General features: G+C 67.6%; 28 protein-coding genes and 2 pseudogenes. 18 read left to right on the top strand and 12 right to left on the bottom strand.

Annotation, left to right across the window (positions count from 1 at the left end; all coding sequences use genetic code 11):
* Positions 1-89 precede the first annotated feature (89 nt).
* A pseudogene (locus tag ACFWYW_RS56320) lies at positions 90-867 on the bottom strand (IS256 family transposase); the annotation flags it as partial.
* Positions 868-1,498: 631 nt separating this feature from the next.
* On the opposite strand from ACFWYW_RS56320, the gene ACFWYW_RS56325 reads away from it, so the two are divergent.
* On the top strand, positions 1,499-2,911 hold the full coding sequence (locus ACFWYW_RS56325; RefSeq protein ID WP_379626824.1) for a phospholipase A2: 1,413 nt from the start codon (positions 1,499-1,501) through the stop codon (positions 2,909-2,911).
* Between the two features lie 53 nt (positions 2,912-2,964).
* Positions 2,965-3,216 carry an SCO4225 family membrane protein gene (locus tag ACFWYW_RS56330; protein ID WP_379626822.1) on the top strand — a complete coding sequence of 84 codons (252 nt, stop codon included), beginning with the start codon at positions 2,965-2,967 and terminating at the stop codon, positions 3,214-3,216.
* Between the two features lie 200 nt (positions 3,217-3,416).
* On the opposite strand, the gene ACFWYW_RS56335 is transcribed toward ACFWYW_RS56330, so the two are convergent.
* Entirely contained in the window at positions 3,417-3,572 is a 156-nt protein-coding gene (locus tag ACFWYW_RS56335) for a group II intron maturase-specific domain-containing protein (RefSeq protein ID WP_379626830.1), read from the bottom strand.
* 350 nt (positions 3,573-3,922) lie between these two features.
* Positions 3,923-4,276, bottom strand: a complete 354-nt coding sequence (locus ACFWYW_RS56340; RefSeq protein ID WP_379626820.1) for an integrase core domain-containing protein — start codon at positions 4,274-4,276, stop codon at positions 3,923-3,925.
* Between the two features lie 355 nt (positions 4,277-4,631).
* On the opposite strand from ACFWYW_RS56340, the gene ACFWYW_RS56345 reads away from it, so the two are divergent.
* From ACFWYW_RS56345 to ACFWYW_RS56380, 8 genes and pseudogenes are all read left to right on the top strand, one after another.
* On the top strand, positions 4,632-5,120 hold the full coding sequence (locus tag ACFWYW_RS56345; RefSeq protein WP_379626817.1) for a GNAT family N-acetyltransferase: 489 nt from the start codon (positions 4,632-4,634) through the stop codon (positions 5,118-5,120).
* A gap of 536 nt (positions 5,121-5,656) precedes the next feature.
* Positions 5,657-5,710 (top strand): annotated as a pseudogene (locus ACFWYW_RS56350) (hypothetical protein); the annotation flags it as partial.
* Positions 5,711-5,777: 67 nt separating this feature from the next.
* Entirely contained in the window at positions 5,778-5,900 is a 123-nt protein-coding gene (locus tag ACFWYW_RS56355; RefSeq protein WP_379626828.1) for a YceI family protein, read from the top strand.
* Positions 5,901-5,998: 98 nt separating this feature from the next.
* Complete coding sequence (locus tag ACFWYW_RS56360) at positions 5,999-6,538, top strand: dihydrofolate reductase family protein (RefSeq protein ID WP_379626826.1); 540 nt, start codon at positions 5,999-6,001, stop codon at positions 6,536-6,538.
* A gap of 102 nt (positions 6,539-6,640) precedes the next feature.
* Positions 6,641-7,189, top strand: coding sequence for a dihydrofolate reductase family protein (locus ACFWYW_RS56365; RefSeq protein ID WP_379626815.1), 549 nt, complete (start codon positions 6,641-6,643; stop codon positions 7,187-7,189).
* Positions 7,189-8,706 (top strand): MFS transporter, encoded by a 1,518-nt coding sequence (locus ACFWYW_RS56370; protein WP_379626813.1) that lies wholly within the window; start codon positions 7,189-7,191, stop codon positions 8,704-8,706. Before ACFWYW_RS56365 ends, ACFWYW_RS56370 begins: the two co-directional genes overlap by 1 nt.
* A gap of 29 nt (positions 8,707-8,735) precedes the next feature.
* Positions 8,736-9,722, top strand: a complete 987-nt coding sequence (locus ACFWYW_RS56375) for an ArsR/SmtB family transcription factor (protein ID WP_379626811.1) — start codon at positions 8,736-8,738, stop codon at positions 9,720-9,722.
* A gap of 114 nt (positions 9,723-9,836) precedes the next feature.
* A complete protein-coding gene (locus tag ACFWYW_RS56380) occupies positions 9,837-10,295 on the top strand; it encodes a hypothetical protein (RefSeq protein WP_379626809.1) in 459 nt (152 codons plus the stop codon).
* A 72-nt stretch (positions 10,296-10,367) separates the two neighbouring features.
* On the opposite strand, the gene ACFWYW_RS56385 is transcribed toward ACFWYW_RS56380, so the two are convergent.
* The 4 genes from ACFWYW_RS56385 to ACFWYW_RS56400 all read right to left on the bottom strand — a co-directional run bounded on the left by ACFWYW_RS56385 (position 10,368) and on the right by ACFWYW_RS56400 (position 12,247).
* On the bottom strand, positions 10,368-10,739 hold the full coding sequence (locus ACFWYW_RS56385) for a hypothetical protein (RefSeq protein ID WP_379626807.1): 372 nt from the start codon (positions 10,737-10,739) through the stop codon (positions 10,368-10,370).
* On the bottom strand, positions 10,736-11,056 hold the full coding sequence (locus tag ACFWYW_RS56390; RefSeq protein WP_379626805.1) for an ArsR/SmtB family transcription factor: 321 nt from the start codon (positions 11,054-11,056) through the stop codon (positions 10,736-10,738). Before ACFWYW_RS56390 ends, ACFWYW_RS56385 begins: the two co-directional genes overlap by 4 nt.
* A 139-nt stretch (positions 11,057-11,195) precedes the next feature.
* Positions 11,196-11,705 carry a cytochrome c biogenesis CcdA family protein gene (locus tag ACFWYW_RS56395; protein WP_379626803.1) on the bottom strand — a complete coding sequence of 170 codons (510 nt, stop codon included), beginning with the start codon at positions 11,703-11,705 and terminating at the stop codon, positions 11,196-11,198.
* Positions 11,702-12,247 (bottom strand): TlpA family protein disulfide reductase, encoded by a 546-nt coding sequence (locus tag ACFWYW_RS56400; protein ID WP_379626801.1) that lies wholly within the window; start codon positions 12,245-12,247, stop codon positions 11,702-11,704. Before ACFWYW_RS56400 ends, ACFWYW_RS56395 begins: the two co-directional genes overlap by 4 nt.
* Before the next feature lie 350 nt (positions 12,248-12,597).
* On the opposite strand from ACFWYW_RS56400, the gene ACFWYW_RS56405 reads away from it, so the two are divergent.
* The 6 genes from ACFWYW_RS56405 to ACFWYW_RS56430 all read left to right on the top strand — a co-directional run bounded on the left by ACFWYW_RS56405 (position 12,598) and on the right by ACFWYW_RS56430 (position 19,375).
* The gene (locus ACFWYW_RS56405; protein WP_379626799.1) at positions 12,598-12,927 is read left to right on the top strand and encodes a hypothetical protein; all 330 of its coding nucleotides are present in this window, start codon (positions 12,598-12,600) and stop codon (positions 12,925-12,927) included.
* Positions 12,928-13,530: 603 nt separating this feature from the next.
* The gene (locus tag ACFWYW_RS56410) at positions 13,531-14,694 is read left to right on the top strand and encodes an alpha/beta hydrolase fold domain-containing protein (RefSeq protein WP_379626797.1); all 1,164 of its coding nucleotides are present in this window, start codon (positions 13,531-13,533) and stop codon (positions 14,692-14,694) included.
* Between the two features lie 130 nt (positions 14,695-14,824).
* Entirely contained in the window at positions 14,825-15,166 is a 342-nt protein-coding gene (locus ACFWYW_RS56415; protein ID WP_379626794.1) for a DUF1330 domain-containing protein, read from the top strand.
* A 107-nt stretch (positions 15,167-15,273) separates the two neighbouring features.
* Positions 15,274-18,381, top strand: coding sequence for a BTAD domain-containing putative transcriptional regulator (locus tag ACFWYW_RS56420; RefSeq protein ID WP_379626792.1), 3,108 nt, complete (start codon positions 15,274-15,276; stop codon positions 18,379-18,381).
* 63 nt (positions 18,382-18,444) lie between these two features.
* Complete coding sequence (locus tag ACFWYW_RS56425) at positions 18,445-18,924, top strand: TipAS antibiotic-recognition domain-containing protein (RefSeq protein ID WP_379626790.1); 480 nt, start codon at positions 18,445-18,447, stop codon at positions 18,922-18,924.
* 34 nt (positions 18,925-18,958) lie between these two features.
* The gene (locus ACFWYW_RS56430; RefSeq protein WP_379626788.1) at positions 18,959-19,375 is read left to right on the top strand and encodes a nuclear transport factor 2 family protein; all 417 of its coding nucleotides are present in this window, start codon (positions 18,959-18,961) and stop codon (positions 19,373-19,375) included.
* A gap of 12 nt (positions 19,376-19,387) precedes the next feature.
* Here ACFWYW_RS56430 and ACFWYW_RS56435 read toward each other — a convergent pair whose 3' ends face one another.
* The gene (locus ACFWYW_RS56435; protein WP_379626786.1) at positions 19,388-19,927 is read right to left on the bottom strand and encodes a dihydrofolate reductase family protein; all 540 of its coding nucleotides are present in this window, start codon (positions 19,925-19,927) and stop codon (positions 19,388-19,390) included.
* A 207-nt stretch (positions 19,928-20,134) separates the two neighbouring features.
* On the opposite strand from ACFWYW_RS56435, the gene ACFWYW_RS56440 reads away from it, so the two are divergent.
* Entirely contained in the window at positions 20,135-21,307 is a 1,173-nt protein-coding gene (locus ACFWYW_RS56440; RefSeq protein ID WP_379626784.1) for an alpha/beta hydrolase fold domain-containing protein, read from the top strand.
* 92 nt (positions 21,308-21,399) lie between these two features.
* Here ACFWYW_RS56440 and ACFWYW_RS56445 read toward each other — a convergent pair whose 3' ends face one another.
* Positions 21,400-21,648 (bottom strand): hypothetical protein, encoded by a 249-nt coding sequence (locus ACFWYW_RS56445; protein WP_379626782.1) that lies wholly within the window; start codon positions 21,646-21,648, stop codon positions 21,400-21,402.
* A gap of 24 nt (positions 21,649-21,672) precedes the next feature.
* Positions 21,673-22,065 (bottom strand): hypothetical protein, encoded by a 393-nt coding sequence (locus ACFWYW_RS56450; protein ID WP_379626780.1) that lies wholly within the window; start codon positions 22,063-22,065, stop codon positions 21,673-21,675.
* A 202-nt stretch (positions 22,066-22,267) separates the two neighbouring features.
* Between ACFWYW_RS56450 and ACFWYW_RS56455 the strand changes: the two genes are divergently transcribed.
* Positions 22,268-23,551, top strand: a complete 1,284-nt coding sequence (locus ACFWYW_RS56455; RefSeq protein ID WP_379626778.1) for an IS701 family transposase — start codon at positions 22,268-22,270, stop codon at positions 23,549-23,551.
* A 30-nt stretch (positions 23,552-23,581) separates the two neighbouring features.
* On the opposite strand, the gene ACFWYW_RS56460 is transcribed toward ACFWYW_RS56455, so the two are convergent.
* Together ACFWYW_RS56460 and ACFWYW_RS56465 are read right to left on the bottom strand one after the other, a co-directional pair.
* Positions 23,582-23,842, bottom strand: coding sequence for a hypothetical protein (locus tag ACFWYW_RS56460; RefSeq protein ID WP_379626776.1), 261 nt, complete (start codon positions 23,840-23,842; stop codon positions 23,582-23,584).
* A 50-nt stretch (positions 23,843-23,892) separates the two neighbouring features.
* Entirely contained in the window at positions 23,893-25,086 is a 1,194-nt protein-coding gene (locus tag ACFWYW_RS56465; RefSeq protein WP_379626774.1) for a lipase family protein, read from the bottom strand.
* Positions 25,087-25,836 lie beyond the last annotated feature (750 nt).

Raw genomic sequence — 25,836 nt, forward strand, 5'->3', positions numbered from 1 at the left:
GATACTCCAGCGCCGACGCGCTCCTGAACGGCATCACCCCGCACCACGACATCCCACGTGTCACAGAATCGACACCTTGATTCTTTACGGCTCCAGTGGGTGCGGCAGCGTTGCCAGGACGCGCCGGGCAGGCATTGCGCCCACGGCATCGACCAGTCCGGCGTGGGCGTCGGAGATGACCAGGTGGACACCGGACAGGCCGCGTGCTACGAGACTGCGCAGGAAGGCCAGCCGGCCGGCGCCGTCTTCGCGGCTGGTGACCTCCAGGCCGAGGATCTCGCGCTGGCCGTTGGCGTTGACCGCGGTGGCCACCAGGGCGTGGACGTTGATGATCCGGCCGCCCTCGCGCACCTTCTGGGTGAGGGCATCGAGCCAGACGAAGGTGTAGGGACCGCCGTCCAACGCCCGGGTCCGGAACGCCTCGACCTGCGCATCCAACGTCTTGGCCATCGTGGAGACCTGACTCTTGGAGATGCCGGTGATGCCGAGTTGCTCGACCAGCCGGTCGACACGGCGGGTGGAGACCCCGAGCAGGTAGCTGGTGGCCACCACGCTGATCAGGGCCTGTTCGGCCCGGCGGCGGCGTTCCAGCAGCCAGTCGGGGAAGTAGGAGCCGGAGCGCAGCTTCGGGATCGCCAGCTCGATCGTCCCTGCGCGGGTATCCCACTCGCGGACTCGGTAGCCGTTGCGGGAGTTGGTGCGCTCGTCGCTACGTTGCCCGTAGTCGGCGCCGCAGCGGGTGTCGGCTTCGGCTGACATCAACGCCTCGGCCATGGTCTTCACCATGGATCGCAACAGATCCGGCTCGGTGGTCTCGATCTGCTTCGCCAGCCACGCAGCGGGCGTCACACTGTTGTTTACGGCCATCGCCTTGATCTCCTTCTTGTTCGCACTCGAAGGATCACGCGATGGCCGTACTCATTTCACGGCTGCCACGCTTGTGACCAGGTCAAACTCGTACACCACTTCCGCGGACGCAACCGTCCGGAGCTCACGCACCCCAGGCAAGGCCAACGTGGCCACGAGCTTGGTGGACTTAATTTTCGGCAGGCGCAGGATCAGAACCGCATTCCATGGCCGCGGTCACCCGAACAATGCGTCGGGCCCACTGGAGCCTTCCAGAAGAGCTACTCACGGGTACTGCCAACGGGCTGTCACCAGCAGCAGATCTCAAACGGTTCTGAAATTGATGAAGGCGCGATGGAGGTGTGCTGAAGGCGCGTTAAAGGCAGCGCCTGTGAAGATGACGTCGTCTCACACCATCAATTTAGGAGGCGGCACACGAATGCCCATTAAGAGATTACGTCTGTCAACGCTTGGCCTGGCGGCCACGGTAGTCGTTCTCCCCCTCACCATAGCCTTGCCGGTAGCCGCCGATCAGGCTGGCGCTGTCCAGCCGATCGGTCCGGGCCAGTTCCTGCCCGAGGGTCAGAGCTTCGAATTTTCAGAATCCGACGTCTCTGCGGGGGCAATCGGACGCAGGCACACAGTGACAGCTGTGGACGGGACTCTGGCGAAACCGGAGTCTGTGCCGTTCACACGGACTGACCTGGCGGTCTTTGGACCTGGCTGGGCGGCGGAGTTCCTCGGCGGCACGACCAGCCGCTCGCTCAGCGTCCACGGCGACTTCATTGTTGTCAGCGAGGTTGGCCTGCCCGGCTCCACTCGGTACGACCTCAAGAGCAGTGCCGCCTTGCCAATGGGGGGCGGCGTCCGCGAATTCGAAGCCGTCGATGGTGCCAAGCTCAGCGAGGGCACGCGCTGGGACGACGCGCTCGGAGCCTTGCGCACCACGATCATCGAGACACCCGCGATGGATCTCGGCGCGCGCGCACACGGGGATGACTCCTTCGCCAAGCCCGACGGTACCGTGGCCGACGCTGCCGACCTCAATCTTACCTTTACTTGGGCTCAGGTGACGTCGGACGCCGCCTCCTGGCGGGTGACCGGAGTTGGCAACAAGACACACGGCACCGCTACCGTCGGTTACGACGGCCATGGCCGTGTCGCCACCGTGACGGAACCGGCCGCCGGGCAAACACCGAAAAGCGTGCTGACCTTTAGCTACGCCGCCGCGACCACCGCCACGGCGGCGGGCTTCGGCGACTACGCCGGACGCGTCAAGCAGATCTCGCTCGCGACCGGCTCCGGCGCAACGCAGGTGGTCGCGAAGTACACCTTCGACACCGCCGGATACCTCCGCACCGTCACCGACCCCGGCGTCAGCGCCCAGGCCACTTACGCCTACGACGCCATGGGCCGCGTGTCCACGCTTTCGTCCGTCAGCAAGGGGGCCTGGGACCTGCGCTACGTCGGCGGCTCGGCTGCTCCGACCGCCACCTCTACCGGCGATGGCGGCCTTCCTAACGTCCCTGACTCGCCCGACAGCCCGCCCGCCGGTGCGCCGAGCCTCGCCGATCCCGACGCCACGGCTCCACCCGCAGCCGAGTTCCGGCCTGCGGACGACGTCTCGGTCCTGGCCTACCCCAGCTACTGCTCGACCGCCACGACCTGGCTCTACTACACTAAAGGTGGCTGTTCGGCGTGGGCGGCGCACTACGGCTGGCGCAAGCCGTACTGGCGGGAGTTGCCCACCCGCCGGCGGGTCGTGGGCGTGGTGTACGACCACTGCACCAGGGCGCCCGACCGGCCTTCCGGGTTCAACTTCGTAGCGGCTTGTGACATGCACGACTACGGTTACGGCCTGATCGGTAACAGATACAAGCTCTACCGCTACTACCTCGACAGCTGGCACAAGAGGAGCGTGGACGACGTGTTCCATGTGACCTTGCGCGACTGGACCTGTCCCGCGTACGGACAGCGCAGGGCCTACTGCGGGAGGGTCGCCTGGGTCTATCGCGCGGCTGTGCGCTTCGGCAATCCGAAGAACGGCGCGGACGCGACCCGTTGAGCCAACCAGTGGCAGGCCCTTCGAGGGCCTGCCACTGCCCGAAGGGGAGAACTATGAGCAGGGCACCTATCATCTCCGGTGCCTATGTTGGGGTCGTGCTGATCACGGCTGGCGTAACCCACTACGTCTCCGTCATGCACGGCGCGCCGATCGGTCCAGGTATTGCGCTCTTCGTGGCTACGCTGCCGTCTTCTCTCGTCGTGTTTGTGCCTCCACTCGATGCGCTGGAGGCAGGAGCGCTGACGGCCTTTCTGATCGGCTGCGGCGCGATCCAGGCAGGCACCCTGTGGTTCTTGCTTAAATGACCGCTCTTAGGTCGGGTCGCCCGAGGGAATCGCACCCTCGAGCTCCCACAGAACGGAGCGTGACAGTCTCCCGTCGCTCCGCTCCCGTCGTCCTGATCACCAGTAACAAACGGTCTATACCCAACGGGCAAACAGTCGGGGTACTGGCGGGTGATGCGCCGCCAGGCTTGGTCGGCTTTCTAGAAGGACCGTAACCGCCTTTATTGCTTGCGGATCCAGCGCACCAGGTAGGCGTTGATGCGCTCCAGGAAGGGCTGCAGCGCCGAGCGGTAGAACGCTCCGTAGCACTGCAGCCAGCCCCTCACGATTAGGTTGATCTTGCGGGCCAACTCCCCGAGGGTGTGGCGAGTACGCAGGTGAAGCCATCATGAGCGGACCTCCCCGCTGATCTTCTTCAGGGCGTCCTTGCTGATCGCGGGCAGGAAGTTGGTGAAGTTCACGCCCTTCCTGCTGCGCGCCTTGCGGGCGCGGAGGTGAACCGATCCGCTGGGCCCCTCAGTACGCCGACACTACGCCTGCGAAAATTGCGTCCGTGCAGTTCAAGCGGCATGTGAGTATTCGTGGAGGATTCCTCCGAGCCGATCGTGTGCCGCTCGACTGTTTGAGTTTTGTGGGCTGAGCTGCGGTTAAGCGGCGTGGTGGTATTCGCTGATCATGCCTGCGACGACGGGTCTTCGGCGGATGGATCGCAGGTCGTTGAGTTCGGTCACGTCGCGGGCGGACTGCGTCGCGGTGCCTGGGGGCCGTTGGTGCCGGACTGGTGCGGGCTGTGCCCGTTGTAGTGGATCAGGCACTCGCGAAGCACCAGGGCCAGATGGCGTTCACTGAGGATCAGCATCCGGTCCAGGAGTTCGCGGCGCAGAGTGCCGATCACTCGCTCGCAGATGGCGTTCATCCTCGGCGCCCGCGGCGGCATGGTGATGATCCGCAGCCCATCGGCTGTGAAAGCCTCTCGAAAGGCGACGGTGAAGAGCGGGACCCGATCGTGGATCACGAACCGCAGCCCGGCGATGCTCTCCCCAGATCCATGACCAAGTAGCAGGCCTGCTGCACCGTCCATGCGCCGATCGGATGCCCGGCCGCTCCCCCCAGACGCGGCCGCCGAGTGCCATGCTCGATAAAGACCACCACCTACAGCCGCTTGAACAGCATCGTCTCAACCGTGCTCTGACTTGCAGGATTCGCGCGGGTGTCCAGAAAGGCAAACGAAGAGGCTGATGCCAATGTGACCAATGATGCCACTGCTGCCTAAATAGGATTTAGGGCGCAGAGTGGTGATCATGGACGCGGCCAACGCTCATCGTGTTGCTCGGGCGTAATAATGGGATGACATCCAAGAGGGTCTCGGCGTACGTTCGATCCTTTCGGGGTGCAGTCGCCACGGGCTGGCCTCTGAACGATTCAATGAGGAAGAGATGCCCGAGATTGAGCTGCATGCGCTCGATGAAGAACTATTGTCCCGGCTTCTCGACGCCGCGGTTAAGGACGCTGATCCTGTCGAGGTGATGCCTCCGCTGGAGGGTCCCGCAGGTTGGACTTCGGAGCGGCGAGCGGCGTTCGTGCGATTCCACCGGACACGATCACTGTCGAGCAATCCCGTGGAGACAACCTACGCCATCGTCGTGGATGGAACGGTGGTGGGAGCCGCCCGATTGGCTCGGCTCGACGATGCTGAGCACGTTGTGGAAGCAGGCATCTGGCTCGGACGCTCGCACCGAGGCGAGGGAACTGGCACGGTCGTAATCAAGAAACTCGCCGCCTTGGCCCGTAACGCCGGTGCACGGCGCTTGTTCGCGAGCACGACGGCTGACAACGCGCCTGCACAACGACTCCTCGCCATCATCGACGCTGACGTAACCCACACGGACTGCGATGTAACGGCCTGGATCGACCTGTCGGCGTAGAGTCGACTAGGCCTATTCAGAGTGCGCGCTTACGCCGGACATTAGCCTCCGATGTCACCAAGGCGGCGCGCCCCTCGGTCTCGTCCTATTGAGACGCGACCGAGAGGCGGCAGTAGCTTCTGAACGGTTGGCTACGTACTGGAAGATGGCTTCCGCTCGGCGAACGACCTGATTCCAACCCCTGGAAAGGGCAGGTCGCCTGGCCCGCAGGCACTTCCGGACAACTGCGGGCACCAGGAGAACGACGCCGCACAACCACGGGGCCATGCGATGGCGACGATAACCTATCTGAGCGTGATCTCCGACGGAGGCCTGCAAAACGGCGAACACAGCGACCAAGCCGCCCACGACCTGCACGCCGTTGACGGTCACCAGCGCCATAACGGCCCAACCAGTCGAGCGCACCATCACGTACGCCACGGCCAGGCCGTATGCCAGCAGGGGCCGTCGCAGCGTCCCCACATCCAGCCCCAGTAGGTCGCCGACAACCTCGCATAAGCAGCGATAATGGCTGCGTCGGCGCCACCCATCCCACCATGGAGTACCGCTCGACCTGCGTTCGAGACGGTCTAATTCTCGAGGGAGAGCTCACCCTACGGGGAGTCCGGCGTCAGGTGCCACTGGCCCTCGAAGTCAACGGGTTCGCGGGCGGTACGCGTGCGGAGCTTCAGCGCCACCGGAGAGATCAACCGCAAGGACTTCGGCGTCAGCGGAGGCGGAGTCGCCGTCGGGGAGACGATTCAGCTGATCGTGGAGGTAGAGGCAATTCTTCAACGCTGAGCGGGCCATGCGTTGCGCGTATCACGGTCATGCGCGTTCGGCCTTTCCCTCGGCGTGAACGGCCGTGCCAGTCTGGCCGCGTCGAAAGGAACACCACCATGGGTTACCTGGTCAACTCCACGTACATCACGCTCGACGGGGTCATCGGCGACCCGCAGGACTGGCCCTCAACGGGTGACGACGGCGGCGCCTCCGAGAAGATCCAGACCGATCTGCTCCTTGCGTCCGACGCCCTGCTCATGGGCCGGCGCACCTACGAGGTGTTCGCCGCCACCTGGCCCGAACGCTCCGGCGACACCTACAGCGACCACATCAACGCCATGCCCAAGTACGTCGCCTCCACCACCCTCACTGCCCCCACCTGGACGGGCACCGGCGTCCTGGCCGAGCGGGCGGCCGAACGCGTCGCCGCCCTCAAGGACGGCGGCGCCCGGCTGGTCCAGTACGGCTTCGGCTCGTTCTCCCGCGCCCTCCTGGAACACGGCCTCATCGACGAGGTTCGCCTGTGGCTGCACCCCTTCCTCATTGGAAGCGGCGACCTGCTTCACCGCAAGGGTCTCACCGCGAGCTTCGCCCTCGCCGACACCAGGGTCCTGCCTTCAGGCCTCGTGGTGCTGACGTACCGGCCGACCGGCTGACCGCACGGCAATTGACCACTTGAGCCTCACGTTACGTGAGGTTTTATGCTCACCACCCATGCCATCAAGTGTCCACCGGACACTCCATCAGAGCAGGCAAGAATGAACAAGATCATCAACTCCACGTTCGTTAGTGTGGACGGCGTCGTCAACCACATGGACGCCTGGCACTTCGCCTACATCGACGACGAGTCCAGCCAGATCGCCCTTGAGCAACTCTCGGCTGCCACGGCGCTGCTGATGGGTCGCCACACCTACGACGTCTACGCCGGCGCCTGGCCGGGACGCGGCGGCGACTATCCGGACACGATCAACAACATGCGCAAGTACGTCGCCTCCACCACCCTGGACAAGGCCGACTGGCACAACACCACGATCATCACGGACCTCATTCCGGCGGCCGAGAAACTGAAGCGCCAGGACGACGGCGGCGACATCCTCATGCACGGCTTCGGCCCCGTCGCGCGAACCCTCATACGGCACGGCATGCTGGACGAACTGCATCTTTGGGTGCATCCACGTTTCGCCGGCGTCGGCGGCCCCGGCGACATGCTGCTCAGCCAGGGCGACAACACCGCCCTGTCGCTGATGGGCACGCGCACCCTCGGCTCGGGAGTGGTGATCCTCTCCTACCAGGTGGCGGGCGCGTGATGAGCGCGCCCCAGGCCGCCGTCCGGGCGACCCGGCGGGAGTGGATCGGCCTGGCCGTACTGGCGCTGCCGACCCTGCTCGTCTCGCTCGACACGTTCGTGATGCTGCTGGCGATCCCGCACGTCAGCGCCGACCTCGGAGCCAGCGGGACCCAGCAACTGTGGATCATGGACATCTACGGGTTCCTGGTGGCCGGCCTGCTGATCACCGCGGGCGCCCTGGGCGACCGGCTGGGGCGCCGGCGGCTGCTGCTCATCGGTGCGGCGGCCTTCGGCCTCGCCTCGATCGCGGCCGCGTACTCCACGAGCCCGGAGATGCTCATCGCGGCCCGGGCCCTGCTCGGCGTCGCCGGTGCCACGCTGACTCCCTCGACGCTCGCGTTGATCATGAATATGTTCCATGATCCCGGTCAGCGGGCCACGGCGGTCGGCATCTGGGCGGGTTGCTTCACCACGGGCGCCATCGTCGGCCCGCTGGTCGGAGGCGTCATGCTGGAGCGCTTCTGGTGGGGCTCGGTCCTGCTCCTCGGCGTTCCGGCGATGGCCCTTCTCCTCGTGCTCGGCCCTCTCCTCCTGCCGGAATTCCGCGGTACGGCGGAGCGCGGCCGGCTGGACCTGCCCAGCGTCCTACTGTCGCTGGCGGCCATCCTGCCGATCGTCTACGGCCTGAAGGAGACCGCCGCCCACGGCTGGCGGCCCGAGGCCGTCATCAGCCTCGTGCTCGGCCTGGCGGTGGCGGTGGCCTTCGTCCGCCGCCAGAACCGGCTGGCCGACCCCCTGCTGGACCTGCGCCTGTTCGCCGGGCGCAGGTTCACCTCGACACTGGCCGCCATGCTGCTGTACACCATGCTCTCCGGCGGCACGATGGTCTTCGTCGCCCAGTACCTGCAGCTCAACCACGGGCTGTCGCCCCTGCACACCGGCCTGGCGATGGTGCCCGGCATGGTGGCCGCGATCCTCGGCTTCCAGGTGGCTCCCCTGCTGGCGCGGCACGTCTCCACCGCCTACCTCTTCGGCGGCGGGCTCCTCGTCGCCTCCGCCGGACTGGTGGTGCTGACTCAGGCCGGAACGTCTGCAGGACCGGCTCTTGTGATCACCGGCTTCTGCCTGACCTCGATCGGCGGCGGCCCCCTCGTGGGCCTGGGCACCAACGTGGTCGTCGGCTCCGCACCACCCGAACGGGCCGGGTCGGCCGCGGGACTCACCCAGACCGGCAACGAGTGCGGCTATGCCCTGGGCATCGCCATCCTTGGCAGCGTCGGTGCCTTCGTCTACCGCACGCACATGAACACCTCGGCTCAGCAGTTCCCCGGCGGCATCACGGACGCGGCGTCCGACTCCGCCACCGCGGCGGGCGCGCTGGCCGCGGCGCTTCCCGAAGAGCAGGCCTCCGCGCTGCTGGCGGCGGCGCGTGAGGCGTTCACCGGGTCTCTTCACACCGTCGCCGCGATCAGCGCCGTCGTCTTGGCCGCCACCGCGATCGCCGTCATGAAGCTCCTCAAGGACCCCATCCGCTGAACGGTCGTGACGCACACGACAGGAGAGACATGCAGGGATACTCACAGTTACGGATCGGCGCCCTCGACGACGTCAACGCCACCGTGTCCCTGCACCCCGGCGCGACGCTCCTGTCGCTGATCGCGGGCACGCTCGGCGGACGGCCGCACGGTGTCCCCCGCCACTGGCAGCGCGCCGTCGCCGCGGCCATCGGCGACGACGCCGTCATCCTGCGCCCACTGTTCGACCCCCATTTCTCGGTCATCCCCGACTGCCTGACCGCCACCTCCACGATCGCGGAGGCGGACATGGGCACCTATCTCGCCGCCCTGGCCGAACTCGACGACTTCATCCTCATCCGGGAACTGGAAGCCGAGTTCGGCCCGGCTCTCCCCCGGCACTGGCAACCGGTGGCGGACCGTCCGGGAACATGGATACGCGCCTACGCGCGGCTCATGAACCGATTGTGGGAGGAGTTCCGCGTCATCTGGAAGAACGCCGACACCCTCCTGCGCCAGGAACAGGAGCGCATCGGCCTGGCCGCCGTGACGCGCAGCCTGCATACCCTGCTACCCGGCCTGAGCGAACGTCTGGCCTACGACGGCGGCTCCATCCGGCTGCCGGACCAGCAGGGCAGGTCCTTCGACCTCGCCGGCCGGCGGCTCACCTTCGTGCCCGTCATCTCCGGTCAGGGCGCCTGCCTGTTCTCCTTCGACCAGCCCGGCCCGGCGTGGATCGGCTATCCCCTACCTGCCGTCGGCCTGTTGTGGTCCAGCCCATCCCGCCAGCCCGTACGCAACGACACCGACAAGCTCGGCCTCGCTCTCGGTCACACCCGCGCCGCCATCCTGCGGCTCGCCGGGGCCTCCATCCCCATCGGGCAACTCGCCGCCCTTCTGAACTGCTCGCCTTCCACAGCCAGCTACCACTGTGACCAGCTCCAGTCCGCCGACCTGCTCAGCCGCCAACGCCACGGCCGCCAGGTCCACATCAAGATCACCCCTCGGGGAGCAGAACTCCTCACCCTCCTGACCTGACCACCTTGCCGAAAGGCCCTCACGTTGCCCCGCACTCATCAGAAAGACCGGTCATGGGCTCCTCTATGGCCCGCGTACGGCGCCGCCGGCTTCGTCGGCCTTTTCTGTGCGATCGTGCTCATCCTGGCAGCCGTCAACGCGGTCGTCGAAAGCGCGTGGCCAGAAGGAGACGGCCTGATCGCGCTCGGAGCAGTCGGGCTCAGAATCCTCACGGTCATGCTCGCGCTAGCCAGCGTCCGCCCCTGGGGCGGACGCCTGCCCGGCTGGCTCGTCCTGGGCGGGCTCTGGGGCTCGGCCGCCGCCCAGTTCGTCTATCCGGCGCTGGAGCTCATCGTCAAGCTGCTCATCCTGGCGGGTGTCCCCATCGCACTCGACAAGGGCATCAGCAACATGTCCGCGACAGGCTGGTTCAACTTCGCCGCCGCCTGGGTCGTCTTCGGCGTTCCGGCCGTCTTGTTCGGGCTCGCGGCGCTGTCCTACCAGCGCCGATCCGCGACGTCCTCCCGCTTCGCCTGGCTGGGTGTTCTGGGAGGCAGCGCGGCTCTGATGCTGATAGGGCTCCTCATCGGATAACGCCTCACCAAGCCCTCGTCGAGCAGCCCCATGTCGCCGAGGCCGGTCATTCAGCCTGCGGTTGCTGCGTTTTCAGTGAGCGCTAGCATCGCGCCGGCCGGGTCCTGAATGACGCAGTAGCGGTTCGATCCGGGCGCGCCCTTGATCGGGGTGAGCTGGGTGCCGCCGCGTTCGGTGCAGGTCTTCAGGCTGGTTTTCCAGGTTGTCGACGGCGATGTAGGCGAGCCGCGGGGGTGGTAGGTCGGCGTTCTCGCCGCGGCGGTGGCATACGCCGGCCACCCAGTCGCCACCGGGGGATGCTATGACAAAGTCGTCGTCATCGGTGGCCAGCGTGCCCTGCAGGGTTTGTGGCTGCCAGCCGATGACCGCGGCGTAGAAGTCTCTGATCTCGGGTGCGTCGGGGACGGTCAGGTCCAGGCCGACGATCGTGCCGGTGATGTTCATGGAGGGTCCTCCTGTTGTGCGAGTCTGGCCAGGGCGGCCAGACGGTCGTCCCATTCGGCGGCGATGCCTGCCATCCAGGTCATCGCCTCGTTGATCAGTTCGGGGCGGGCGTCGTACTTCACCTCGCGGCCGGCTCGCCGGGCGGTGATGAGCCCGGCTTCTTCGAGTACCGCCAGATGCTTGGCGATGCCCTGTCTGGTGATCGGCAGGTGCCGAGCCAGCGCGCTGGCGCTGGCGCCGCCTTCGCTGGCGATCACGTTCATGATGGTGCGCCTGGTCGGATCGGCCAGTGCGCCGAACACCGCGTCGACGGACACGGCTACGCCTGGGCGGCCAGGGACCTGCTCAGCCCGGTCACGCGCACGACCTGGTCCAGCACCGCATCGAGATCGAAAAGCTTGATGTGGGGGTACAGCCCACTTCTTATCGTGGAACGACCATTCCACGATAGGAGAGTCATCGGCGGAAGACGCGGCGGATGCCGATCGCGATGAGCAGGAGCATGGCGAGCGCGAAGGCGATCCAGGCCGGGCCGAGCGCCTCCAGCCAGCCGGTAAGGGCGCCCTGCAGTCTGGTGACCATGCCGATGATCGGGTCGTCGGCGGCCTCCCCGGCGAAGACGCGCAGCTCGTACCAGCCGTAGTAGGCGACGTAGAGTCCGGCCAGGATCAGGAGCGCGCCGCTGATGCGGGGGATGTAGGGCAGGATGCGCCGCATCCTGGACACCGCGGCGCCACGGGCCAGCGCGACCGCCAGGGACAACAGGGTGACCACCAGGCCGAACAGGCCGAAGACAGTGACGAATCCCGCGGTCATCGCCGCCGAACAACCCAAGGCCCGACGCGCGCCGCCACGCTCGTCACCCAGGAGCATGCTCAGGTAGGCGGGCAACAGGGCGAAACCACACGGATTGAACGCGGCCACGCTGCCCGCAGTCACGGCCAGCGCCAGCGGCAGATCGTTCATCCCGCGCGCAGCTTCTCGACCTGCGCGTTGACCTCCTCGGCACCCAGCGGCCCGGTGGCCTTGCTGGTGGAGCCGTCCGCCTTCATGAACAGGAAGGTGGACTGCGAGGCGATGCCGAACGTGGCCCAGACCGCGCCCTTCTCATCCGACAAGTGGGGGATGCCACCGGTACCGGTCCGCTGGACGAACTCCTTCATGGCCGCTTCGGTGTCCAGGCTCGCGACGCCGACAAAAGCCACGTCCCTGTACGCGGCGGCGGCCTTGACATGCGGCGCTTCGGCCCTGCACTTGGGGCACCAGGGCGCCCAGAACCAGAACACCACCGGCTTGCCGGCCAGCGTCTCACCGCTGAACGCCTGGCCGTCCAGGGTCTTTGCGGTGAATCTCAAGGCTCCGGGGATGGAGCGCGCGGCCGACGAAGCGGTGCCGCTCGGTGTGGACGTCGCCGCGGGCGCCTGGCTGGTGGCCATCTGTCCGGAACCGCGTGCGGCGAGCAGCAGGACCACAGCCATGACGGCGACCGTCGTTCGAACTGCGACCATGCGGCCAGCGTAGACGTCAACCTGTCACTCAATTCTTACGCTGTGATGACGGGCATCGCGCGCTTCCCGCTCCCGCCGGTCGATGCGCTCGGTCCCTCGACAAGCTGATGTCCCGTCGAGGGTGGCTTGATGGCGGGCGTCGTTAGTTTCTAGTGAGTCTTCGTGCACGTCGCAGGCGCGTCGTCTGCCCCGGCGGGCAGGGAACGGCCCAGGTTTGAGGGCTCCATCGTCATCGACTCCACGAAGCACGGCCAGGTAATCCGTGACTTCACGGGGCCGGGCCATATCTCCCTCGGAGGCGCGACCGCCCTGAACAGCGGCGCGCTCCCCTATCCGACTGGAAGGCAGACATGCGAAACTTCGTCCGAATCCCGGTTGCCGCCGCGGCGCTGGCGAGCGTCCTGGCCCTGCCGGCCGTGGCACAGGCGGCCGACTCCAGCGTCTCCAGCTCCACGGCGTCGCGCTACATGGTCTGTACGTACCAGATCACCGCCCCACACCACTTCGTGACGTCGAGCGGCGATCAGGCCTTCCCGGTGCGGCTGGGTCAGCGCTTCGCGGGGTACCGGGATCTGACCGCCAAGATCAATGGCGTCCTTCACCGGCAGATGGAGCCACTTGGTCTGGCGTGGGGGCAGGTCGGAAAGATGAGGGTCGTGCCGGGCTCCTGCCGCATCTGATGCGAACCTGCCGACATCGTCGGCAGGTTCGGGTGCACGTGGAACCCGGGACGTGCCCTGCCTGGCCTCCGGTTACGCCTTGCCGTAGCCCGAGGCCGGGCAGGGCAGTTCATACGTGAAGAGAGTCATCCTGGCATCCACCCCCGTTGATGGGGTGGAGGTGTCGAGACGACATTACAGTCCCGCAATCGACAACGAAGGGAGCGCACTGACATGCGCCGGATATTCGTCTGCGTCCTACTGACGACAGGCCTGGCAGTAGCCAGTGCGGCGAGTGGCGTCGCGTCGGCCACCACGTCCGCGTCCTCCGACTGCAGTTGGAACAAAGCGCGACTCAACGTCCACAAAACGCTTTATCGCACCCCGCGAGGCTGGACCCCGAAGGGTTCGATCAAGCGAGGAACGATTGTCTATTTCTATTACACCAGAACGGACCGGGTACGCGTTCCCGCATGGAACGGCTATATCAAGGGGGGCGGAATGACAGTCCTCGACGGTGGGACCTGCACCTCCTGAGCCACCGGCGACGGTGGACAGGGCCCGTTGGGAAGGGCCATACGTGGATGACCGCAATACGCACAACGTATGGCCCACAATGACAGGGTGAGCGACAACCTGCCGTTGCCCCCAGCGCCTGACGCGATCGAGTTGCGCCACCTGCGCGCGTTCGCCGCGGTGGCCGACGAGCTCAACTTCGGCCGGGCCGCCAACCGGCTCTACCTGTCGCAGCCCGCGCTCAGCCGCCAGATCCGCGCGCTGGAGAGGCTGATCGGCTACGAACTGCTGCGCCGTACCACCCACAGGGTCGAGGTGACGCTGGCCGGGCAGGCGCTGCTGGAGCGCACGCGCGCCATCCTGTCCGAGGTCGACAACGCCGTGGCCGCAGCCCGCGCGGCCGGTGACGAGACGGCCGGGCGGATCGCCCGGCTGATGGAGCCGCTCAACACCATCGCCGGCACCGCGCACCTGCAGGAACTGCGCGACGCCAACGAGGCGCTGCTGGGCGAGTTCCCCGTGCCCGCCGACATCGACACGCGCCCGGTGAGCGCGGGCGGGGTGCCGTCGTTCGTGCTCACGCCGGGTGTGGAGGGCGCGCCCACGGTGCTGTACCTGCACGGCGGGGGTTACACCATGGGCTCCGCGTACGGCTACCGCTCCATCGTGGGCGCGTTCTGCGTGGCGGCCGAGACGCCGGTCCTGCTGCCGGAGTACCGGCTGGCCCCCGAACATCCCTACCCGGCGGCCCTCGACGACGCCGTACGCACCTACCAGTGGCTGCTGGACCGGACCGACGACCCCGGCGCGCTGACCGTGGCGGGCGACTCCTCCGGCGGCGGGCTGGCCCTGTCGCTGCTGGCCACGCTCAAACAGCGCCGGCTGCCGATGCCGGGACGAGTCCTGTTGCTGAGCCCGTGGGTGGACCTGACCTGCGAACATCTGGCCACGACGGCGCCGGCGGCGCTGCTGAGGCTGGCCCGCGACGCCGTACGCGACTACCTTCAGGGCCATCCGGCGAGTGACCCGTTGCTCCACCCGTTCGCGGCGGACCTGACCGGCTACCCGCCGATGCTCGTGCAGGTCGGCACCGGCGACGCCCTCGTACACGAAGCCCGGCTACTCGCCGAGCGAGCCGCAGAGCACGGGGTGGAAGTGGAACTCGACCTCTATCCGGTCGACGCGCACGTCTTCCACATGTACTGGTCGTTCCTGCCGGAAGCGGCCAAGGCTTTGTCACACGCCGCCGCCTTCCGTCCCGCCCAGGGCTGAGGAACGCCGGCGGCTCATGCGTTCCACGCATCGCGGTCATGCGTGTTCGGCCTTTCCTTCGGCGTGAGCGGTCGTGCCAGCCTGGCCTCGTTGAGCCGGAACACCGCCTCATTGACGAAAGGCCCGTCCCATGACCGCTTACGCGATCGCCCATCTCAAGACGCCGTCGATGCACCCCGACGTCCTGGAGTACATGGAGCGCGTCCAGGCCACGATGGACCCCTTCCAGGGGCGGTTCCTGGTCCACGGCCCCCCGGTCGACGTCCGTGAAGGCCAGTGGCCCGGCACCGTCGTGGTCATCGAGTTCCCCGACATGGACCGTGTCATGCGCTGGTACGAGTCGGCGGCCTACCAGGCGATTCTGCCGCTGCGCACCGGGCACATCGACGGCGTCGCCGTTCTCGTGGAGGGGGTCTCGCCCGGTCACAGCGCGGCCGGGCTCGCGGCGGAACTGCGCGCTGCGGCTCTGTGAGCGGCGCCGGACGTTTCGAGACCCTTCGAAAGGGTTGCTCCGGGCCGCGGCACGATCCAAGGCTGGTCCCGACGGGACGGCATCGGGGCTTCAAAGGCGGGCGGTTCATGGTGGTTGGAGAGGTCCTTGAGACCTCCGGCTCGGCGCGGGAGCGTGCGCTCTCGCCGCGCTTCTCCGTTCTTGGACCCCTCACCGTCAGCCTCGGCGACGGCGCGTGGCGGCCGGTGCCGGGAGCCAAAACGCGCACGCTACTGGCCTGCCTTCTCCTGCACGCCAACCAGGTCGTCTCGATCGAGAGCCTGTCACAGCGACTGTGGGGCAACCAGCCGCCCCAGGACGAACGGCGCGTCGTGCAGACGTACGTCGCACGGCTGAGGCAGTGGCTGGGGGACGGCACGACCGTCCGGACCTGGCCGGGCGGCTACGAGATCCGGCTCGGCCCCGACCGGCTGGACATGCTGGAGTTCCGCCACCTGCTGAACCGGGCCTGCCAGGCCGACTCACCCGGGCAGGAGATCGCGCTGCTGCGCAGGGCGGTCGGCCTGTGGCGCGGCGGCGCCTGCGCGGACGCGGCCTCCGAGATCCTGCAACAGCGCGACGTCGCCGTCCTGGAAGAGGAGCGCAGGCGCGCCGTCGAACGCCGTATCGACCTGGACCTGTCCTCCGGCAGCCCCTCCCGTGACCTCATCCCCGAGTTGCGGACGCTGACTCTGGAGCATCCGTTGCGCGAGCGGCACTGGGCGCAGTTGATGCGCGCCCTGCTCCAGGCCGGACGGCGGGCGGAGTCGCTGGACGCCTACCGCGAGGCCTTCGGCCATCTGCGCGAGGAACTGGGCGTCGAGCCCGGAGCCGAACTGCGTGACCTTCACCAGGCGATCCTCGCCGGGGTGCCGGAGCCCACGACGGGCGCCGCCGAGGCGCACCCACCGCGCGAAACGCCCGCCGATGTCAGCGGCTTCGTGGGACGCGCGGGCGAGCTCGAAACCCTGGACCGGGCCGCGAAGCATCCGGGCGCCACCGTCATCGTGGGCCGGGCGGGCGTCGGCAAGACCGCGCTGGCCATCCACTGGGCCGCTGCCGCCGCCGGCGCCTTCCCCGACGGCCAGCTCTACCTCGACCTGCGCGGGTTCGACGCTCTACCGTCCCTCTCCCCCGGCCAGGCCCTGCGCATCCTGCTGCGCGGTCTCGGCGTGCGCCCGGCTGACGTTCCCGCGGATCGCGACGCGGCAACCTCGATGTTCCGATCTCGTACGGCCGGCCGCAGGATGCTGATCCTCCTGGACAACGCTCGCGACACCCGCCACGTGCGGCCCCTGCTGCCCGGCAACGGCCCGACGGTCATCATCACCAGCCGCAACCAGCTGCGCGGCCTGGTCACCAGCGGCACCGCGGCGCGGATCGCCCTGCGCCCCCTGCCACCGGAGGAGTCCCTGGAACTGCTGGCCGGACAGGCAGGCCACGACCGGCTGCGCCGCGAACCCGAGCAGACGAGGACCCTGGCCGAGCTCTGCGAGCACCTGCCCTTGCCATTACGGATCGTCGGGGAGCGGCTCGCCCGCGTGCCCGGACTGTCCGCCGGAGCGCTCGCACGCGAGATCGAGCGCGACGTCCTGGCCGCCTTCCAGGCGGGCGACGGCGACCAAGATGTCCGGCGAGCGCTGGCCTGGTCGTACGAGCGCCTCGACCCGGCGGCCCGGCGGACTCTGCGCCTGGCCGCCTCCCTCTACCCCGGCGACGTGCTGGAGCCGGAGCCACTCGCCGCGCTCGTCCAGGTGCCGCCCGACCGGATCCGGCGGCACCTGGACCGGCTGAACGCCGACCACCTGGTCGAACAGACCGCTCCGGAGCGCTACCGCCTGCCGCGGCTGGTCCGCGCGCACGCGACGGCTGAGCCGTTATCACCCGAGGAAAGGACAAAGCCAATGGATACCCGGTTGGACGGGCAGGTGCTCCTGCCAGGAGACGAGGGCTACGACACCGCCCGGTCGGTCTGGAACGCCATGGTGGATCGGCGGCCCAGCGTCATCATGCGGTGCGCGAGCGTGGCCGACGTGCGCGCGGCCGTACGGGCTGCTCGTGAGAGGGACCTGACGGTCGGCGTGCGGTGCGGCGGGCACAGCATCGTGGGGCACGCCGTCCCCGAGGGCGGCCTGATGATCGACCTGTCGCCGCTGGCGTCCGTGCGGATCGACCCGGCCGCCCGCCGCGCCGTGGTGCAGGGCGGCGCGCTTCTGGGCGCGCTGGACGACGCCGCCCAGGTGTACGGCCTGGCCACCACGGCCGGGAACGTCTCGCACACCGGGGTGGGCGGGCTCACCCTCGGCGGAGGGATGGGCTGGCTGGCCCGCCGCTACGGCCTGACCTGCGACAACGTCGCCAGATTCGAGCTGGTCACCGCGGACGGCGAGCTGGTCAGGGCGACGCCGGAGGTCAACGCGGAGCTGTTCTGGGGCCTGCGTGGCGGCGGCGGGAACTTCGGCGTGGTCACCGAGTTCGAGTTCGTCCTGCACAAGGTGGGCACGCGTGCCTTCGTCGCCGAGCACGACTTCGCCGCCGACACGGCGTTCGACGCGATGCGCGCCTGGCGCGACCTCAGCGCCGAGGCTCCGCGCGAGGCCACTTTCAACGCCACCGTCGCCGACGGGGTCGTGACGCTCGGATGGGTCTGGGTCGGCGATCCGGAGCAGGCACGTCTCCACGTCGCCGCCCTGGAAACACTAGGTAAGCCCCTGGCCGTCCGCGCGCACGAGATCAGCTATCTCGACCTGCAGCGGCGCGATGACAGCGCGGAAGGGCACACCTTCCGCCGCTACTGGAAGGGCCACTACTTCACCGAGCTGAGCGACGAGGCGATCAAGGGCATCTTGCTGCACGGAGTCGGCCACCACGGCGTCGCCGCCAGCATCCAGCAGTACGGCGGCGCCATCGCCGAGGCAGGCGACTCGGCCTTCGCCCACCGATCGGCCGCGTTCGAGTATGTCGCGGCGGCCAAATGGAACGACCCCGCCGAGGACGAGACCCGGATGGCCGACGCCAGGCTGCTTGCGGCGAACCTGACACCGCACGCCGCCGGCGCCTACGTGAACGTCCTGTCCGACGACGACAACGGCCTCGGCCGCGTCTACGACCAGCCTCGCCTCGACCGGCTGCGGGCACTGAAGCGGGAGTGGGACCCCGACAACATCTTCCGCCACAACCACAACATCACACCCTGATTCGCCGCGACGTAGGACTTTCGGCTTGAGCCTCACGCTACGTGAGACTTTATGGTCATCGTCATGAGCGACAAGAAGATCCAGTCTCCCCTGACCGACGCCGACAAGCGCGAGGTGTGGGGCGAATGGGCGGAGAAGGAAGACCAGCATCTTCGAGAGGTGGAACAACGCTGGGGCGACTCGGACGCCTACAGCCAGACGGCCAAGCGAGTCGCCCGCTACGGTAAGCGCGAGTGGGAACAGATCAACGACGACAACGCGGTCATCGAGGCACGCATCCGCGACCTCATGGACGCGGGCGCCGACCCCGAGGGCGAGGCCGCCATGGATGTCGCCGAGGCGCAACGAACGCACGTCAGCCGCTGGTTCTACGATATGAGCCACGAGTTCCACGTGCTCAAGAGCCAGCTTTACGTGGACGATCCGCGCTACCGTGCAGGCATCGAGGACAACACCCGCCCCGGCGCGGCCGAGTGGCTGCAGGCGGCGATCACCGCCAACGCCACCCGCGCGGCCGCCGCGTCGCCGGAATCACGGAGATAGGAGCGGCAGGACGGATTACTGGGAGGTCTGCCGGGTGTCCAAGGCCGATAACCGGGCATTTCTGCAGGGAGTTTTCGCCGAAACCGCGAAGGGTAATGGGCGACCCTTCATCGACGCTCTGGCCGATGACGTCCGCTGGACGATCATCGGCCAGACCGCGTGGTCAGGCACCTATGACGGAAAGCGTGCCGTACTGGAGGACCTGCTCCGCCCGCTCGCGGAACAGCTCGGCGGGCGCAATGTGGTCAGCGCCGAGCGCTTCGTGGCCGATGATGATGTGGTCGTCGTCGAAGGCCGCAATCACAGCATCACCACATCCGGGCGCCCCTACCCGAACCGCTATTGCTGGATCTTCGTCATACGCGACGGCAAGGTCGCCGAGATCACCGAGTACACCGACACCCAATTGATCGCCCAGGTCCTCACTCCACCTCGAGCAGCACCAACGTGAGCTGAAGACCCCCTACTTCTTGGTGTAGTCGAGGAACAGCGTGCCGCTCCGCCCCTGCTCGAGTCCGGTCAGTGCCCATGAGCGCACGACCTCTTCAGCGCCGAAGACTCTCCTTCCCCGTCCCACGATGGCGGGCGCGACGACCAGCCGTAGCCGGTCGATGAGCCCGGCGTGCATGAGCGAGCGCGCCAGCTCGAGGCTGCCGTGCACGCCGATGTCTCCGCCCGGTCGCTGTTTCAGGTCGGTGACGTAGTCGATCGCGGGGGTGCCGGCCACGACGGTGTTCGTCCACTCCGAGGTGAGCGCGCTCGAGGTGACGACGTGCTTGCGCACGCTGTTGATGAACGTGGCGAAGGGCTCGAAGTCCGATGTGGGCCAGTGTTTAACCCAGTAGTCGTAGTTGCCTCGTCCCATCAGGACGTCGTCCTGTGTGGCGATGACCTGGCGGAGATAGTCGATCAGGTGATCCCCCTCGTCGGCGAGCCAGTCACCGGGCTCCTCATAGGCGACGCCGTCCAGCGACATCAGGTGGTACAGCACAACTTCGCGCATGTTTCACTCCTTGGTTCTTGGTTGGGTTGTCAGGGGAGGATCCGGGCACCGTCACAAGTCCGATGCCGATCGGGAATTCGAGTCCGCTTCACAGAGACTTGATGGTGTTCCTTGCGACACGGCCAGACTGACACGGCCGTTCACACCAAAGGAAAGGCCGAACACGCATGACCGCAATACGCCCAACGCATGGCCCACAATGACAGGGTGAGCGACACCCTGCCGTTGCCCCCAGCGCCTGACGCGATCGAGTTGCGCCACCTGCGCGCGTTCACCGCGGTGGCCGACGAGCTCAACTTCGGCCGGGCCGCCAGCCGGCTGTATCTGTCACAGCCGGCGCTGAGCCGCCAGATCCGGGCGCTGGAACGGCTGATCGGCTACGAACTGCTCCGCCGTACCACCCACCGGGTCGAATTGACGCCCTCCGGACGAGCGCTGCAGGAGCGCGCCCGCGTCATCCTCGCCGACGTGGACAGCGCCGTGGCCGCCACTCGCGCGGCCGGCGATGATACGGCCGGCCGGATCGCCCGCCTGATGGACCCCCGGCACGCGATCGTCGGGACCGCGCACCGGCAGGAGTTGCGGGAGGCCTTCGAGTCGCTGCTGGCCGAGTTCCCCGTCCCCACGGAGATCGACACTCGCCCGGTGAGCGCGGGCGGGGTGCCGTCGTTCGTGCTGACGCCGGGCGCGGAGCGCCCACCCACCGTGCTCTACCTGCACGGTGGCAGCTACACCATGGGCTCGGCGTACGGCTACCGCTCCGTCGTCGGCGCGTTCTGCGTGGCGGCAGGGACGTCGGTGTTGTTGCCGGAGTACCGGCTGGCCCCCGAGCATCCCTACCCGGCGGCGCTCGACGACGTACTGCGCGCCTACCAGTGGCTGCTCGACCGGACCGACGACCCCGGCGCTCTGGCCGTGGCGGGCGACTCTTCCGGCGGCGGGCTGGCGCTGTCGCTGCTGGGCGCGCTCAAGCAGCGTCGGCTGCCCATGCCGGGCCGGGCGATCCTGCTCTGCCCGTGGGTCGATCTGACCTGCGAGCTGATGGTCAAGACCGCCTCGGCACCACTGCTGACGCTCAGTCGCGACGCCGTACGCGACTACCTTCAGGGCCGTCCGGCGAGCGACCCTCTCCTCGACCCGCTCGCGGCGGACCTGACCGGCTACCCGCCGATGCTCGTACAGGTCGGCACCGGCGACGCCCTCGTACACGAAGCCCGGCTACTCGCCGCCCGAGCCGCCAAGTACGGGGTGGAGGTCGAGCTCGACCTCTATCCGGTCGACGCGCATGTCTTCCACATGTTCTGGTCCTTCCTTCCGGAAGCGGGACAGGCGCTGAGCCGCGCTGCCGCCTTCCATCGAGGAGCAGCGGTACAGCACTGAGAACCTGGCCAGCGCCGCGGATACGCTCGCGACCGATGGATTCCGACCTGACACCAGAGGGTGGCCCGGGTGGCCCGGGCCCACCCTCCACGTCAGGACCAGAAATAGAGCGCCCAGCCCAACGCTCCAGGGGAGCACTTGAACTGGTTGCCGAACAACCGGCGCCCCTCTGCGAAACACAGCTTGCGCGAGGCCTCCGAAGAGTCGCCGTAGGCCTTGTAGAGTTCCCAGCCCAAAGGCACGACATCGGCTCGCGCGGCCGAGGCCACGCCGAACAGGACGCCACCGGCGAGCGCCAGACCCGCCGTCGCGGCTGCCGCTTTCCTGAACATAGTGCGCATCGTTCCTCCTTCGATGAAGATCCGTCAGCTGACCCTGCGCAACCCTGCGAGCTGCAGGACCGCGAACGCCGCGACGACCGCGGCCTGTGCCAGCACCCATGCGACCCCGAGGGCCGTAAGGTTCAGCAGCCCCGTCAGGACGATGACGACGCTGCCCACAGCCCACACCCCGTTGACAGCCACCACCGTGACCACGCCCGCCGCCCTGGGACGCGCCGCCAAATAGGCCACCGCCGCGCCGTAGACCACCAGGAAGACACCGGGCCAGCGCAGCGTCGCCGCGTGAGGACCCAGGACCTTGCCGATCAACTCGCCCATCGCCACGTAGGCGAGCCCGTTGACGGCGGTGACGGCCGCGTCGAGCGCGAGGACGCGTCTAAGGAAGGTGAGTCCGGTTGAGGGAGATTGAGTGATCATGTGGGTCTCCTGTCTGAGTGCGCCACCAGTGTTGCGACCCCCAGCCACAGATCCCCTCCATCCCAGCGCCGGATCGCCCTCACCAGTTCCCAGAGCGAGCGAACAAGGACTGAAAACCACGTGCGAGAAACCCTGACCCCTACCTCAACCGCGGCCGGAGAGGCTCACCTGCCCCAGACGGGCAGTCGCGAGTGGCTCGCCGTTGACCAGTAGACAAAGCCAGGCCAAGTACGTCCGAGCCGTCATGTCCGAGCTGCCCAGACGCAACGGCTGGACGATCGCCGAATGGATTGGCGACCGCCGCCCGGATGCCACCCAGCGCCTGCTGAACCGGGCTCGGTGGGACACCGCGGGCGCAATGAGCACCATCCGCCGCTTCGCCGTCACCCGGCTCGATGCCGCCGCCCGGCCGGGCAGCCTGACCATCGGCGTGCTGGACGAGTCCGGCCAGGAGAAGAAGGGCCTGGCCACGGCGGGCGTCAAGCGCCAGCACATGGGCTGCGCCGGGGGCATCGACAACGGCATCAACACCGTCTACCTCGCCTACGCGCGCGCCGCCACCGGGCACGCGCTGCTCGGCGCACGGCAATGGATCCCCGCCGAGCAGATCAGCGACCCCGTCACCGCGATCACCACCGGCCTGCCGCTGCATCTGACCTTCGCCACCAAGGGCGAACTGGCCATCGACCTGCTGCGCGAGGCCTACGCCGACGACGTGCGCCTGGACTTCGTGGCCGGTGACGAGGTCTACGGCGCCTGCACCAAGCTGAGGACTTTTCTGGAAGAACACGGCCAGGCCTACGTCTTGCGTATCCGTGCCACCTTCACCCTCACCCTCGGCGGCGGCACCTGCCTGAGCTGCGAACAAGCCGTGGCCAAATATCTGAGGCAGAAACGCCGGTGGGTCATCCGCTCGGCCGGGAACGGCTCCAAGGGCGAGCGCACCTACGCCTGGGCTTGGATCGCCACTGCCAGCCCCGCCCACTATCTGCTGGTGCGCAAGCACCGCAAGAGTGGCGAACTGGCCTTTCACTACTGCTTGTGCCCGCCGGTCAGCCAGCCACCCCTGGCTCGCCTGATCACCGCGGCCGGGCTGCGATGGCCGGTGGAGGAGAGCTTCCAGGCCGGCAAGAACCTATTCGGCCTGGACGAGTCCCAGATCCGCCTCCACCAGGCGCTGTTGCGGCACCTTGTGCTGGTCATGGCCGCCTTGGCCGTCTGCGCGGCCAGCGCCGCCGCGACCCGGCAACGCACCGACACCCAGGCCACGCGCCCCACCCGTCCCGACGAGGCACCGCCCGCCGACCCTGGTCTGATCCCGCTGACGATCGCAGAGGTCAAGCGCCTGTTCAACGCCGTCACTGGCCACACACCAACCCTGGAACACGTTGCTCACTGGTCAGCCTGGCGACGCCGTCATCAAGCACGCGCCCGCTGGTTCCATCGCCGCGCCCGCCTGGCCACCGCATATATCCAGCTCAGCTAACGAATGCCAGCTGTCGCTGGGAGGCGCCCATCAGGGTGTCCTGACCTCCAGGTCCCCGGAATCGCTGGACAGCGCGATCGTGCGCTGGGCCGAGGGGACGCTCGCGGACTTGATGCTCTTGTGGCCGGAGTCCGTCTTGGCCACGATGTTGTACGACCCCTGAGGCACCTGGATCACGGTCTTGCCCGAATCCGTGGTGGTTGTGACCTGGTCAGGCGGCCCGGCGAAGGCCAGGTTCACATCGCCCGAGCCGGGGCCCGCGATCATCATGGTTCTCTGCATCTTCGTCATGTTCATATCTGAGAGATTCGGCCGTACCGGCGTTCTCGATGCCGGACGGATCAGGCCCGGTTGCCCGTGAAGCCGGCGACCACCAGCGGCAGCGCCTTACGGACGGTCTGGTTATGATCCACGTTGCCCGCGTCGGTGAGAGTCTGCGTGGCGCCGCGGGAACGTAGTTGACGCTGGCAGTACAGCGCGTTGTCGTAGGCGACGTCCGTGTCGCCCTGGGCATGATGCAGGCGGACCGGAACGTCCGGCTTCCAGTTGCAGGTGGAGTCGAGCGCGGTCAGCAGCTCCTTCAGTTTGCCGGTCGGCTTGCGCACCCTGTCCAGGAACTGCGCGGTGAACAACTTCTCGGACGTCGGCGGCAACGCCTGGGCAATCTCCGCAGCCTGATGGTTTCCGTCGAAGAGCTTCTCCACCTGCTCGTCGTACGGGGCGCGGAAGGCCTCACTCGGTGTGCGGTAGACGTCGGTATAACGGTCAGCCGAGATCACGAAGTAGGCCAGGTAGAGCGAGGCCATCCGGATCTTGTCGTTCGCAGCGGCGGCCTCGAAAGAACTCAGGTCGAACGGGCCGGCGATAGGGGCGAGGCCGCCCAGCCGGAAGTACGGGTCGCGGCCCTGTTGCAGGAAGCGCCCCACCATCATGGTCGCGGGACCGCCTTGTGAGAAGCCGCTGACCAGCACGCGCGAGTCGAGCCGCCGCTCGTGGCCTCTGGCGAAGGCGCGGGTCGCGCGCAGGGCGTCCACCGGGGCGGAGACCGTGGTCCGCGGGTCTCCGTAGGTGTGGTGGCCGGGCCCCGTGCCCAGGCCGAGATAGTCAGGGGCGGATACCGCATGCCCGGCCCCCGCGAACAGCAGCGCCGTGGCGCGGTCGGTGGATTTCTCGTTCACCGAGGCCACATCACCCCGGTACACGGTAGTGCCGTGCAACCAGGAGACGACCCGCAGGTTGCGCCGGCTGTTGTCAGGCAGGGCAACCAACTGGCTGGCGGTGGTGGACCGGCCCTTGGCGTCCACAGTGCGATAGACCACGCGATAGGCGCTGACCCCGTACTTCACCTGCGCCGCATCGATGCCGGTCGCCTTGAGCCGCTCGGCGACCTGGCCCTTGTCCAGCTTCTCCACGAGGGTCGAGGAGACCAAGGCGCCGCGTGCCACGGTTTGTGCTACTGAGGCTTCGGCGGGGAACGCGGTGGCAAGGCAGCCCAGGGCGAGCCCGGCGGTCACTGTGGCACGAGAAAAGGTCATGCCGAAACCCTAAATACAGCCGCAAAGAGCGGCATTGCTGGCGGCACCCTGGTTCTTGGTAGTGCCAGCCCTACCCATGGAGCGTGAACGGCGTCTTGTCCCGCCCGGACCGCACCTGCCGGCATCAAGCACGCGCCCGCTGGTTCCACCAACACACCCGCCTGGCCACCGCATATACCCAGCTCAGCTAACGAATGGCGGCTGCCGTACTAGAGACGCGACAGGTGCGGCGGGGAAACCTACCATGGCAGGAGTCCTTTACACGAAGGCCAGGGCTTGACGCGACTTTCGCGCTTAGCTGCCCATGAGAACAGAGCCCGCCTTCAATGTGGCCTCCTATCAACTTCGCCGAGCATATTGAGCCTTTTATCCTGAGACGGACTGCCGAGCACAGCATGATCGCGAGATTGGCGGGGCGCGTCCACCGATGCCACGATGCGAATGATCTTTAGGCTCGAGATGTTTACCCAGGTGCGACTGAATCGCACCGGGATCGATGGAGACTCTATTGGCTGGTTCCAGCCGTCAGTTGGGGCTGGTGTCGAACGTAGTAGATGGCTTCGTGTTCGGCGGCATCCCCGGCTGGGAGAACTTGCGGGTGCACCATGGGCGGGGTGCGGCTGGTGGTTACAGGGCCAGGTCGCGGCGGCGGAGTCCGTACAGGCCCGCTGCTACGAGGCCGGTGGTCACGAGGGTGAGGCCGAGGAGGGGGCCCGGTCCGGAGCCGGCCAGGGTGGAGTAGTGGATGTG

Source organism: Nonomuraea sp. NPDC059023 (genome assembly GCF_042740095.1).
Lineage (GTDB): Bacteria > Actinomycetota > Actinomycetes > Streptosporangiales > Streptosporangiaceae > Nonomuraea.

What these genes read in the sequence shown, in the direction of transcription:
- ACFWYW_RS56330 (WP_379626822.1), top strand. Translation starts at nt 2,965, where the DNA reads ATGAGCAGGGCACCTATCATCTCCGGTGCCTATGTTGGGGTCGTGCTG.
- ACFWYW_RS56340 (WP_379626820.1), bottom strand. Translation starts at nt 4,276, where the DNA reads ATGGACGGTGCAGCAGGCCTGCTACTTGGTCATGGATCTGGGGAGAGC.
- ACFWYW_RS56345 (WP_379626817.1), top strand. Translation starts at nt 4,632, where the DNA reads ATGCCCGAGATTGAGCTGCATGCGCTCGATGAAGAACTATTGTCCCGG.
- ACFWYW_RS56360 (WP_379626826.1), top strand. Translation starts at nt 5,999, where the DNA reads ATGGGTTACCTGGTCAACTCCACGTACATCACGCTCGACGGGGTCATC.
- ACFWYW_RS56365 (WP_379626815.1), top strand. Translation starts at nt 6,641, where the DNA reads ATGAACAAGATCATCAACTCCACGTTCGTTAGTGTGGACGGCGTCGTC.
- ACFWYW_RS56370 (WP_379626813.1), top strand. Translation starts at nt 7,189, where the DNA reads ATGAGCGCGCCCCAGGCCGCCGTCCGGGCGACCCGGCGGGAGTGGATC.
- ACFWYW_RS56375 (WP_379626811.1), top strand. Translation starts at nt 8,736, where the DNA reads ATGCAGGGATACTCACAGTTACGGATCGGCGCCCTCGACGACGTCAAC.
- ACFWYW_RS56385 (WP_379626807.1), bottom strand. Translation starts at nt 10,739, where the DNA reads ATGAACATCACCGGCACGATCGTCGGCCTGGACCTGACCGTCCCCGAC.
- ACFWYW_RS56395 (WP_379626803.1), bottom strand. Translation starts at nt 11,705, where the DNA reads ATGAACGATCTGCCGCTGGCGCTGGCCGTGACTGCGGGCAGCGTGGCC.
- ACFWYW_RS56400 (WP_379626801.1), bottom strand. Translation starts at nt 12,247, where the DNA reads ATGGTCGCAGTTCGAACGACGGTCGCCGTCATGGCTGTGGTCCTGCTG.
- ACFWYW_RS56405 (WP_379626799.1), top strand. Translation starts at nt 12,598, where the DNA reads ATGCGAAACTTCGTCCGAATCCCGGTTGCCGCCGCGGCGCTGGCGAGC.
- ACFWYW_RS56415 (WP_379626794.1), top strand. Translation starts at nt 14,825, where the DNA reads ATGACCGCTTACGCGATCGCCCATCTCAAGACGCCGTCGATGCACCCC.
- ACFWYW_RS56420 (WP_379626792.1), top strand. Translation starts at nt 15,274, where the DNA reads ATGGTGGTTGGAGAGGTCCTTGAGACCTCCGGCTCGGCGCGGGAGCGT.
- ACFWYW_RS56425 (WP_379626790.1), top strand. Translation starts at nt 18,445, where the DNA reads ATGAGCGACAAGAAGATCCAGTCTCCCCTGACCGACGCCGACAAGCGC.
- ACFWYW_RS56435 (WP_379626786.1), bottom strand. Translation starts at nt 19,927, where the DNA reads ATGCGCGAAGTTGTGCTGTACCACCTGATGTCGCTGGACGGCGTCGCC.
- ACFWYW_RS56445 (WP_379626782.1), bottom strand. Translation starts at nt 21,648, where the DNA reads ATGCGCACTATGTTCAGGAAAGCGGCAGCCGCGACGGCGGGTCTGGCG.
- ACFWYW_RS56450 (WP_379626780.1), bottom strand. Translation starts at nt 22,065, where the DNA reads ATGATCACTCAATCTCCCTCAACCGGACTCACCTTCCTTAGACGCGTC.
- ACFWYW_RS56460 (WP_379626776.1), bottom strand. Translation starts at nt 23,842, where the DNA reads ATGACGAAGATGCAGAGAACCATGATGATCGCGGGCCCCGGCTCGGGC.
- ACFWYW_RS56465 (WP_379626774.1), bottom strand. Translation starts at nt 25,086, where the DNA reads ATGACCTTTTCTCGTGCCACAGTGACCGCCGGGCTCGCCCTGGGCTGC.